9 protein-coding genes are annotated in these 11,498 nt (G+C 53.5%); 2 read left to right on the top strand and 7 right to left on the bottom strand.

Features of this window, described 5'->3' with window-relative positions:
- Positions 1–120: 120 nt before the first annotated feature.
- Both QJ036_RS09360 and QJ036_RS09355 read right to left on the bottom strand, forming a co-directional pair.
- The gene (locus tag QJ036_RS09360) at positions 121–2,784 is read right to left on the bottom strand and encodes an FtsX-like permease family protein (RefSeq protein ID WP_283231129.1); all 2,664 of its coding nucleotides are present in this window, start codon (positions 2,782–2,784) and stop codon (positions 121–123) included.
- A gap of 2 nt (positions 2,785–2,786) precedes the next feature.
- On the bottom strand, positions 2,787–3,512 hold the full coding sequence (locus QJ036_RS09355) for an ABC transporter ATP-binding protein (RefSeq protein ID WP_283231128.1): 726 nt from the start codon (positions 3,510–3,512) through the stop codon (positions 2,787–2,789).
- A gap of 205 nt (positions 3,513–3,717) precedes the next feature.
- Here QJ036_RS09355 and QJ036_RS09350 point away from each other — a divergent pair, with 205 nt between their 5' ends.
- The gene (locus QJ036_RS09350) at positions 3,718–4,773 is read left to right on the top strand and encodes a lactonase family protein (protein WP_283231127.1); all 1,056 of its coding nucleotides are present in this window, start codon (positions 3,718–3,720) and stop codon (positions 4,771–4,773) included.
- 73 nt (positions 4,774–4,846) lie between these two features.
- Complete coding sequence (locus tag QJ036_RS09345; protein ID WP_283231126.1) at positions 4,847–5,398, top strand: manganese efflux pump; 552 nt, start codon at positions 4,847–4,849, stop codon at positions 5,396–5,398.
- A gap of 24 nt (positions 5,399–5,422) precedes the next feature.
- Here QJ036_RS09345 and radA read toward each other — a convergent pair whose 3' ends face one another.
- The 5 genes from radA to QJ036_RS09320 form a co-directional block, all read right to left on the bottom strand.
- Positions 5,423–6,835: a DNA repair protein RadA gene (gene radA / locus QJ036_RS09340; protein WP_283231125.1), complete on the bottom strand. Its 1,413-nt coding sequence runs from the start codon at positions 6,833–6,835 to the stop codon at positions 5,423–5,425.
- A gap of 96 nt (positions 6,836–6,931) precedes the next feature.
- Complete coding sequence (locus QJ036_RS09335; protein ID WP_283231124.1) at positions 6,932–7,345, bottom strand: endosialidase; 414 nt, start codon at positions 7,343–7,345, stop codon at positions 6,932–6,934.
- A 92-nt stretch (positions 7,346–7,437) separates the two neighbouring features.
- Positions 7,438–9,882 (bottom strand): ATP-dependent Clp protease ATP-binding subunit, encoded by a 2,445-nt coding sequence (locus tag QJ036_RS09330; RefSeq protein WP_283231123.1) that lies wholly within the window; start codon positions 9,880–9,882, stop codon positions 7,438–7,440.
- A 29-nt stretch (positions 9,883–9,911) separates the two neighbouring features.
- Positions 9,912–10,949: an ATP--guanido phosphotransferase gene (locus QJ036_RS09325; protein WP_283231122.1), complete on the bottom strand. Its 1,038-nt coding sequence runs from the start codon at positions 10,947–10,949 to the stop codon at positions 9,912–9,914.
- The gene (locus tag QJ036_RS09320; RefSeq protein WP_283231121.1) at positions 10,936–11,490 is read right to left on the bottom strand and encodes a UvrB/UvrC motif-containing protein; all 555 of its coding nucleotides are present in this window, start codon (positions 11,488–11,490) and stop codon (positions 10,936–10,938) included. The genes QJ036_RS09325 and QJ036_RS09320 overlap by 14 nt, the downstream gene beginning before the upstream one ends.
- Between the last annotated feature and the right edge of the window lie 8 nt (positions 11,491–11,498).

Genomic DNA, 11,498 nt, shown 5'->3' with positions numbered 1-11,498 from the left:
TTTAAGGGCAGCTGAGAATGTGGTGCAGTTGGCAGACTTTCAGTGCGCCTTCCGGGCGCAAGCAGGCAACAGCCCCTTATAGGGGCAGAACAAGCCACCGGCTAAGCCGGTGGTCTTGACTTATATATTTTCATCCTTGAGCACATCCACCACATTGGCCTTTTTGATCTTCCGGGAGGAATACCACATGGTAAGGCTCACAACAAGGAAGACGCTGATAACGGCTGCTGCCACCTGATTCCAGAGGATGTAGAAGCCAATATCGAAGGCTCTTGCAATACTCCGATATATGATATACATGAACAGGATTCCAAGGGGCAGGCCGTAAAGAAGAGCCTTGATGCCGTAAAACATGCTTTCGTAGGCGATCATCCTGCTGAAACGGCCCGGTGACATTCCCACCGACTTCAGCATGGCGTATTCCCTGCGGCGCAAAGCCACACTGGTGGAGATCGTGTTGAAGATGCTGGTGACACAGATGAGGGCGGTCAGGATAATAAAGCCGTAGACAAATACATTGATCAGGATCAGCAGATCATTGACCTGCTCCATCTCCTCCTTTTGGCTGTAGACATACATGTTTTCCTTTTTTTCACTTATGTCATCCAGCTGGTTTTTGAGCTCGTCATGGCTGTCTGTATTCAGCTTGATCTGTACATCCAGCGGACTGTTTTCATAGGCGCTCTTCTCAAGCCTTATGCAGTTCTCCATAGTTGTATACATAGAAACAGAATAGATATTATCATAATAACCCCCTCCCAGAGGAAGCTCCTCCGTCACTGCTGCCACCGTCAGGTCAAGGGGCAGAAGCACTTCGGTCCCCTCTGCTTCTCCATCCTCAGAGCCATCCTCCGGCAGCTCCCAGACAGGATAACGGGCTTCGATGACGTCTCCCTTTCCGACCTGGAAAATCTCCTGCCAGGAAGTCTTTCCTCTCTCGTGATCCTGCCTCCGGTTGACAATGATCACGCCTGTTTTTTCCTGATCAAACAGGAGCTCCTCATCAGCTCCGGTGCGGCTGGCGTATTCCCGCAGGCTCTCATCATCCATTCCTATGATTACGATATTCATGCCGTAAGGTCCCACAACCTGGCCGGCTTCTTCCTGCTCTTCATTTCCGTATCGTTCCAACAGCTCTCTGGTGCTGTCAGAAAGACAGCTTCCATCCTTCAGATAGCTGTAGATTCCCGTCTGACGCTGAACACTGGTCCCGGTAATGTGATCCAGCTCCAGGATCTCTTCTGTCCGTTCCTTCAGCTCTTCGTCAGACGAAGCATAAAGATATACACTGATGTCCGGTTCATTTACCGAATCCAGGCCGATCTCCATCCGGTAGGCGCCTCTTAGATAGGCCGTAAAGGATGCCACACTCAGATAGAGGACCAGACAGAACACCAGAGAAATGACCGTTGCCCGATACCTCTTTTTGTTTCGCTTCAGATTTTTTAAAGCCAGTTCACCCTCGAAGCCGAACACGGCCCTTGTAAGTCTTGAGGTCTTCACCTGCCTGGAGGTGAGTTTAATATCCCGGTTCTGGCGGATGGCCTCCACCGGGGTGATCCTGGACGCCCGTCTGGCGGGTATCCAGGCGGAGATAAAAATCGTAACCGCTGCCAGAAGGACAGCTCCAAGAATTCCGGGCCAGGAAAGGATGACCCGCATGGTGACTCCCTCCATCTTCAGTACCTTTGTCACCAGTCCCCGAATGCAGAGGGTCGTCACCCAGACACCTGTATAGCCCAGCAGAAGCCCCAGGGGAATCCCGATGCTGCCTAACAGGGCAGCCTCCGTGAAGACAGAGCGCCGCTTCTGCTTTCTTGTCGCGCCTACGCTGGCAAGCATTCCCAGATACCGGCTTCTCTCCGAAACAGATATGGAGAAGGAGCTGTAGATCACCGCCGCAGAGCCTCCCGCCACGATGAGCATCATCACCCATTTGACAGTGTTCAGCATGGATACCACCATCCTATTGCCGGACAGCAGATAATAGCTGAGAAGCTCCGTATTGAAGGTATGGGAAACCTCCAGCTCCTGCGCCTTCTGATCTCCCCAGGCATACAGCTCATTGGAAAGCTTTTCCATCTGGACGGCTGCCGTCACCTGCTCCTCCGGCGAAAGAGCTGCCTCATCCAGCCAGGTGATCGCCGTATAGGAACCCTGATTATAGGACTCAAATACGGGCCGCTCCATGATTCCCACCACCGTATAGGTTTTTTCTTCGTTCTCCTCCAGCGTTTCCTCCCCTTCAAAATAAGGATAATAATACGGAGCCTCCATTGGTTCCCCGTTATCATCCTGTATCATCCGTTTTCCCGGATTCACGGTGATCACATCCCCCACCTTCCAGTGGATGCCGCCGTTCGTCTCCAGGTGCTCCGGCAAAAGGATCTCATCCTCCGCCTGAGGATATCTTCCCTCAAGGAGGGTCGTAGGGTATTCCTCCATGGCCTCCTTATTGTAGGCCTTGATATAAAGGTATGGCTTTGCCTCATTGGCACAGTTTTCCAGACGGGAATTTCCGATACTTCTGCTGACAAGGGTCTTTTTCACAGCCTCATCCCCACTGATCTCCGGCAGTTTTTCCGCCGGCACGTCCTCGAATCTCACATGCCATTCCCCGTCGCAGGCAATAGACGACTGGCGCATCATATCCAGAAAGGACTCGGCAAAGGCGGAAATTGCCATGATAAGCGCCACCGACAGCATAATTCCAAGAATGGTAACAATAGTTCTCTTTTTGTTCTCCTTTAAATGCCTGACTGTCACTCTGCTGACGATATCCATGGTCACACCTCCCGGTTCCAGTCAGTCTCTCTGGCCCGGCTCTGTCTGCCCGTCTGCCATTTGTCGCCGGAGATCTGTCCGTCCTCAATGGAGATCACCCGGTCTGCCTGGAGGGCGATCCGCTCGTCATGAGTAATGATGATCAGGGTCTGCTGGTACTTTAAATTGGACCTCTTCAGGAGCTCCACGATCTCGGCGCTGTTTTTGGAATCCAGATTTCCCGTAGGCTCGTCGGCCAGCACGATGGCTGGATGATTGATGAGAGCCCGGCCGATGGAGACACGCTGCTGCTGTCCTCCGGAAAGCTGGTTGGGCAGATGGGAAATACGGTCGGACAGTCCCAGAACCCCCGTCAGCTCCTTTAGATGCTCCTCATCCGGCTTCTGCCCGTCCAGGAGCAGGGGAAGGGTAAGATTTTCCTTCACGTTGAGCACCGGCAGCAGATTGTAAAACTGATAAATAAGCCCGATCTGACGACGCCGGAAAATGGCAAGCTTCGTTTCGTTCAGTTCATAAATCGGTGTACCGTCGATGATGACCCGGCCCGAGGTGGGCCTGTCAACTCCGCCCAAAATATGCAGAAGGGTCGATTTTCCGGAGCCGGACGGCCCGATGATCGCCACAAATTCTCCCTTATCCACAGAAAATGATACATCCTTTAACGCATCCACGCGGGTATCTCCGGTACCATAGGTTTTGCACAGATTCTCCACCCTCAAAACTTCCATATGATTTTCTTCCTTTCTTATAACAGGGGATAACTGTTTTTGTCTGATTCCAGAATACCAGACCAAAATGACAGCTCGGTGACATTTTCGGTGACATTTTCGTCACTTTTTCGGAGAAACGCGGAAAATCTTTCGCAGGACAGGACTTAACAAAGCTTTTCCGATATGATATGATGATGAAAAAGACCGGACAGGAGGATTTATTTTGGGAAAGAAGTATGCAGCATACGTAGGTTCTTACACATATATCGGCAACAGCAAAGGCATCACCATTCTTGATGTGGATACAGAAAACGGTACCATGAAAAAGAAAAAGGAGGTCCGTGTCAACAACGCCTCCTACGTTTCCGCCTCCCGGGACGGCAGATGGCTCTATTCCATCGCCGACGACGGCATCGTCAGCTTCCGGATCCTGCCTGGCGGCGATCTGGAGCGCATGGGAAAGGCTTCCATCCGAGGCATGAGGGGATGCCACATTTCCACCGATCATGCCAATCAGTATATGTTTGTATCCGGTTACCATGACGGTAAGGTGACGGTGCTCCGCATGAATGAGGACGGCAGCGTGGGCGAGATCACCGACGGTTTTTATGACAAGGGGATCGGCAGCATTGCCGAGCGGAATTTCCGTCCCCATATCAGCTGTTCCCGGCTGACCCCCGATGAAAAATTTCTCTGTGCCGCCAATCTGGGAATCGATCAGATCAAAATTTTCCGTTTTAACAGGGAAACGGGACGGATCAAGCTGGTGGACGCCATCCGCTGTGAGCTGGAATCGGCTCCCCGTTTTCTCCGGTTCTCACCGGATGGAAGATTCATGTATGTGATCTCCGAGCTTAAAAATTATCTTTCCGTCTACTCCTACGACGGAAGTGACGGATATCCCAAATTTGAGCTTCTGCAGACCATTTCCACTGTCGGGAAAAAGCACAGCAATGTGAACGCAGCAGCGGCCCTCCGCTTTGGCCAGGACGGAAAGCTGGTTCTCTGCTCCAACGCAGGCGACAACAGCATCGGCATCTATGACCGGGATGAAACCACCGGAATTCTCACCCAGAGGGTCGTTCTTCCCATCAGCGGCGAATATCCCAAGGACATCGGCATGATGCCCGGAGGAAAATATCTCTACTCGGTCAACCATGAAACCAGCACCATGACCTTCTTTACCTGGGTGCCGGAAAAGAATTATTTCTACATGCACACAGCACCGCTGCGCATTGACCAGCCCAACTGCTGTGCACTGGTGGAGCTGCCGGAGTAATCCGAAGCTCCCATGCACCGGAGACTGCTTTGGCGAATATTATACAAGCAAACGACAGCTCCGGTGTTCTATCATGACTGAGATTTTTCTGGAAATTATCATTCTGGCGGCGGCGCTCTCCGTGGATGCGTTCGCCGTCTCTTTTTCTTACGGCCTAAACCGGACCAGGCTCCCCCTTTCCTCCATATTGATCCTGACCTGTTTATCCGTTCTTTCCCTGTCTGTATCCCTGCTTGCGGGACGGTTTCTCCACGGCCTTCTCCCCGAAAAGCCGGCCGCCGCCTTCCGCTTTCTCATTCTGTTTCTGCTTGGTGTTTTCAAGCTTCTTGATTCCTCCGCCAAAGGCCGCGCCGAGGCCGCCGACAAAAACCGGGACGACCGGCTGTCCCCACTGGAGGCCCTGCCTCTCGGTGCCGCCCTGTCTGTTGACAGTCTGGGAGCCGGTATCGGAGCCGGCATCGCTCCCTCCTGGTTTCTTCCGACACTCACTGTGTCCTTTCTTCTCGGTATCGGAGCCATTCTGGCGGGAAGCTTCCTGGGACAGCGCTTATCTCTCCGAAGCAGCTGCCGCTTTGACTGGCTGGGCGGTCTCCTTCTGATCCTTCTGGCTTTTCTGAAGCTGTAAAAGCATATATCTCCGGGCAGCTTTCTACCGTCCGATGAGATCAATGGCCTCCCGGACATTGCCCACACCGATGAGCTTCAGATTTTCCGGTGCCTTCGGTATCCTGCTCAGGCATACTCTCGGAAGCACACAGGTGGTAAAGCCCAGCTTTGCGGCCTCCTGCACCCGCTTTTCCGCCATGCTGACAGCCCGTACCTCCCCGGAGAGCCCGACTTCTCCAAATACCATCATTTTATCATCCACGGGGACATCCCGGTGGCTGGAAGCCAGGGCCATGACAATGCCCAGATCCAGCGAGGGCTCATTGACCCGGATCCCTCCTGCAATATTCACATAGGCGTCACAGTCGGACAGGTGCAGCCCCGCCCGTTTTTCCAGCACGGCAATGAGCAGATTCACCCGGTTGTAATCAGTTCCCGCCGCCGTCCTTCTCGGCATGCCAAAATTGGTCCGGCACACAAGGGCCTGGATCTCCAGAAGCATGGGACGCGTTCCCTCCATGGAACAGGCTGTGACAGAGCCGGAAGCTCCCTCCGGCTTTCCGCTCAGCATGTATTCCGAGGGATTTTTCACCTCTGACAGACCGTCATTTCGCATTTCAAAAACACCGATTTCATTGGTGGAGCCGAATCGGTTCTTTACGCCCCTCAGGATCCGGTAAGGGGCATTCTTTTCTCCTTCGAAATACAACACCGTATCCACCATATGCTCCAGCATCCGCGGTCCCGCCACCGTTCCTTCCTTGGTCACATGGCCCACAATGAAAATGGTGATATTGCAGCCCTTGGCCAGCTGCAGCAGCGTATTGGTGGATTCCCGCACCTGCCCCACGCTGCCGGGTGCGCTTCCCGCTTCTTCCCGGTACATGGTCTGGATGGAGTCGATAACCACGGCTTCCGGTTTCTCCTCCACCAGCACCTCAGAGATCAGATCCAGGTTGGTCTCACATAAAAAGGATAGCTCCCCGGAAAATTCTCCCAGCCGCTCCGCCCTCAGCTTGATCTGACTTAAGGATTCCTCTCCGGAAATATAAAGGACCCGGTGTCCGTTTCCGGCCAGATTCCGGCATACCTGCAAAAGCAGGGTCGATTTTCCGATGCCCGGATCTCCGCCCACCAGGATGAGAGAACCGCCCACCAGGCCTCCGCCCAGCACCCGGTCCAGCTCCTCCAGCCCGGTGGTTACCCGATGTTCCCCGGAGGCTTCAATTTCCGACAGTCTTTTGGGACGTTTTTCTCCGCCGACAACCCCTGCACCGGCTCCGACCTTCACCGATGCTCCTGTCATGGCAAGTCTTCCCGCTGCCGTTGCCGCCTTCCGTACCGGTGCCTCGACGAGCGTATTCCACTGACGGCAGCCTGGGCACTGCCCCAGCCATTTTGATGTCTCATAGCCGCATTCTTTACAGAAAAATGCAGTCGTTCTCGCTTTTGCCATTGCAACCTTTCCTCATAAAAGCTGGGCTGCCGCAGGCTTATATAAGCCCCGCAGCAGCCCGTCGTCTTCAGATTCTCAAATTTCAGTCTCTCTGCCTTATCTCTTTCTGATCTCCACAGCAGCTGAAGCTCCCTCAGAAAGCTCCACGCTGAGGGTCAGCTTTCCGCTCATATTCGTTTTCATGACACCGGCATCCTCTCCGCCGATATTCACATCATATTCGGAATCATCGGAAAGCTCCAGGGTGATCTGAGCGTCCTTTGCGCCCTCCACCTGAAATTTCACTCCCGTATCGTCCGCCTCAAACTCATTGACTGCTGTTCCCGGAACGGATTCGTAGACGAACATCCCGTTTCTCTCCAGCTTTGTAATATCCCGATAGGTCTTTACCTTATAAATGTCACCGCCAAATTCATAATCCTGAAGCTTCGCCTTTACATCAAGGGTATAATCTCCAAAGCTGATGGTTCCGTTTTGCTCTGTGCGAATCAATTCTTTTACTGCTGGCATGGCCTGTCCTCCTGCTATACGAATGAAAATTTTATGTCTGGCTTTTTCAGTTGCCCTTATTATAGTATACAATCCGACTTTTTTCCAGAGATTTAAACATAAAATTTCAGTTTTCCATCCTCAGCCTTTACCGTCACCGAATCGCCGGCCTTGACAGAACCGTCCAGAATCTCTTCGGCCAGCCGGTCCTCCACCTCGCTCTGAATGGTCCGGCGAAGGGGTCTGGCCCCGTATTTCTGATCGTAGCCCTTTTCAATGATGAATGCCTTTGCCGTCTCATCCAGCAGAAGGGTAATATTCATCTGGGACCTGGTCCTTGCACAGAGATTTCTCATCATAATATCCACGATCTCACCCATGTGGGACTTATTCAGCGCATGGAATACGATGGTCTCGTCGATCCGGTTTAAAAACTCCGGCTTGAAGATCCGGCGCACCTCTTCCATGACGCCGTTCTTCATATACTCATAATCCTCCGCCTCGCTGCTCACTGCCCCGAAGCCCAGCCGCTTGGGCTCAATGATCCGGGCTGCTCCTGCATTGGAGGTCATGATCAGAATGGTATTTTTAAAATCGATTTTCCGACCCTGGGCGTCGGTGATATGGCCGTCGTCCAGCACCTGCAAAAGGATGTTGAACACATCGGGATGAGCCTTTTCGATCTCATCAAACAGGATCACGGAGTAGGGATTCCGGCGCACCTTCTCGCTGAGCTGGCCGCCCTCTTCGTACCCCACATATCCGGGCGGTGACCCGACGATCTTGGATACGCTGTGCTTCTCCATGTATTCGGACATATCGACCCGGATCATGGCATTTTCGCTGCCGAACATGGCCTCCGCCAGCGCCTTGGAAAGCTCTGTTTTTCCAACGCCGGTGGGGCCCAGAAACAGGAAGGAACCGATCGGGCGGCGGGGATCCTTGAGGCCCACCCGGCCCCGTCGGATGGCCTTGGAAACGGCAGTCACCGCCTCCTCCTGGCCGACGACCCGCTCATGAAGGATTTCCTCCAGATTTCTGAGCCGTTCCGCCTCACCTTCGGACAGCTTCTTCACCGGGATCTTGGTCCAGCCGGACACCACGTCCGCGATCTCATTTTCAGTCACATAGAGCTTCTTTCCGTTCTTTTCCTTTTCCCATTTTTCCAGGAGCTTTTCCTTCCGCTCCTTTTTCTTCTGCTGCTTTTTCTTGATCTCTCCCGCCTTCTCATAGGCCTCGGCCTGAATAGCCGCCACCTTCTGCTCCTCCAGACGGTCGTATTCTTCTGTCAGCTTCTTGATCTCCTCCGGCTCTGAATAGGTGGTCAGCCGTACCTTGGAGGAAGCCTCATCAATGAGGTCAATGGCCTTATCCGGAAGAAACCGGTCATTGATGTAACGGGCTGACAGCTTCACTGCCGCCTCAATGGCATCCTGGGTGATCGTCACCTGATGATGCTCCTCGTATTTATCCTTGAGGCCCTTTAAGATAGCAACTGCCTCCTCCTCCGACGGCTCCTCCACCATCACCGGCTGGAACCGCCGTTCCAGAGCGGCATCCTTCTCAATATATTTCCGATACTCGTCAATGGTGGTGGCACCGATCAGCTGAATCTCGCCTCTTGCCAGGGACGGTTTTAAAATATTGGAGGCATCGATGGCACCCTCAGCGCCGCCGGCACCGATAATGGTGTGGATCTCATCAATGAACAAAAGCACGTTTCCGTCAGCCCGCACTTCCTTCAGAACATTTTTGATCCTCTCCTCAAATTCGCCCCGGTATTTGGAGCCGGCCACCAGACCGGACAGATCCAGTGTCACCACACGCTTATTCTTCACCGTGTCGGGCACATTTCCCTCCACGATCTTTCCTGCCAGCCCTTCCGTGATGGCAGTTTTCCCCACTCCCGGCTCACCGATGAGGCAGGGATTGTTCTTTGTCCTCCTGCTGAGGATCTGGATGACCCGTTCGATCTCATGCTCTCTGCCAATGACCGGATCCAGCTTTCCCTCTCTGGCAAGGGCCGTCAGATCCCGGCTGTAGCTGTCCAGAGTCGGAGTCGTGCTCTTTCCCTGGCCTTTGCTTTTCCCGTCAAGCTCCTCCTTGGCCTGACTGGTATCGGCCCCCATGGAGGCCAGAAGATCCACATACATCCGCTGGATGTTCACATTCATCGTGGCAAGAAGTCTCGCAGCGGAACACTCGCTGTCCTTCAGCATAGCGATCAGAATATGCTCCGTCCCGATGAGGGGAGACTTAAACTGCATGGCCTCCCGATAACTGGCCTCCAGCACTCTGGCAGCCCTGGGAGAATATCCGCCCGGCTCTGCCATATGAACCGGCGAGGCCGGTGCGATCAGCTTTTCTATGAGGGCCAGCACCCGGTCCTCCTCGATTCCGTGATTGGCAAGGACCTGCGCCGCTGCGCTGGTGCCCTCCCGGATCAATCCCAAAAGGATGTGCTCCGTCCCCACATAGCCCTGTCCCAGGGCCTCGGCCATACTCACTGCCAGACGAAGCGCCTCCTCAGCCTTTCCTGAAAATCTGTTGTTATACATGATGTCGTTGTCCTCCTGGTATTAATGTCTCAGACCAGCTCCGGAAGGCATTTCCGGATATAAGAAGCTCTGGCCTTTTTCAGGTCGTTTTTATCCTCCTCCGGCGCAATGCACTGCATGTTGGCCGGCTGTATTTCCATCATCAGCCCGTAAATATTTACCGGCTCCTTAAACTGCACAAGCCCTTCCATCTCCCCGGCTCTCACCTGGGACAGATACGTCATGGCTTCCTTTAAGCTCAGCTTTTTCGCATAGCGCAGAACACCGTAGGATTTGTAAACCTCATCCTCCATATCCAGCCGGTGATTCCGCAGAGTCAAAGATTTGATCTTCCGCTCACTGGCTGCAAGACGGTCTGCCATCTGTTTCACCAGTGCAATGATCTCCTCCTCGGTAACTCCCAGAGTCTTCTGGTTGGACACCTCATAAAGTGCTCCGAAATTTTCATTGCCTTCTCCGTAAATCCCCCGGACGGTCACCCCGAACCGGCTGATCTCATTGACCAGCTTGGTGAACTGCTTCCCGGCGCTTAACATGGGAAGATGCAGTGTCACCGCCGCCCGAAGTCCTGTCCCCACATTGGTGGGATAAGCCGTCAGATACCCGTATTTTTCATGAAAGGCATAATCAAACCGCTCGTTGACATAATCATCCAGCCTCCCTGCCTCCTCCCAGAGCTTTCCAAGCTCTGCCCGGCCGGACATGCACTGGATCCGCAGATGATCCTCTCCCGCCAGAGTGATGCTGACCGCCTCATCTTCCGACAGAAGCAGACTCTGGGAGCCTTTCTTCTCAGCTCCGGCCCCGTTGATGGCCCGGCGCTCTCTGAGGGCGTCCTTTTCCACGCCATCCAGAGAAGACAGGGGGACCGTCAGAAAGCTCCGTCCGTCTGCCTCGCCGATTCCCTGAAGTCCGTTCTCCAGTTTTCCAACCAGCTCCTTACTGTCCTCCTCGGACAGCTTCTCCGGAAAGGGATAATGCTCCAGATTCCGTACCAGACGGATCCGGGACGCCAGAAACACATCGTGCTGATTTTCCGTATCCTGATACCATTTAAGCATACTCATTCAATCTCTCCTTCAGTTCCCTGATCTCGTCGCGGTAGCGGGCTGCCGCCTCGTATTCCTCTTCCTGTACCGCTTCCTTAAGCCTGGAGCTCAAAAGCTCAATGCTCCTCTCCAGCTTCTCCCGGCCATCCTCCTCTTTTGTCTCAGCCATTCCATGACTGTAAAGGGGACGCTTCCCGGTGTGGGTATCGTTTCCCTGGACCTTTTTGATATTTTCACTCATCAGAAGGTCAAAGACCCGGTAACAGTCGGGACAGCCGAACCGGCTGTTCTTCACAAAATCGCTGTAGGCCGTATGACAGGTGGGGCATACCACCTGATTCATGGCCAGCTCCTCGCTCTCCTTTGTATCGGAATCCAGGCCAAACAAATCTGCCAAAAGCTTCCCGATGGGGTAATCGGTGTCAAATACCGCACTGTAATGGCCGAAATCCATCTCCCTGGCGCAGTGGCTGCACAGATTGTGCTCTGTCTTCACACCTCCGATGACCTCTGTATAACGAATATTTGCTTCTCTGATCTTACACTTCTCACATAACATGGCCGTAT

The organism is Fusibacillus kribbianus, assembly GCF_030053595.1.
Lineage (GTDB): Bacteria > Bacillota > Clostridia > Lachnospirales > Lachnospiraceae > Lientehia > Lientehia kribbiana.
This window is presented reverse-complemented; position numbering and strand designations above follow the sequence as displayed.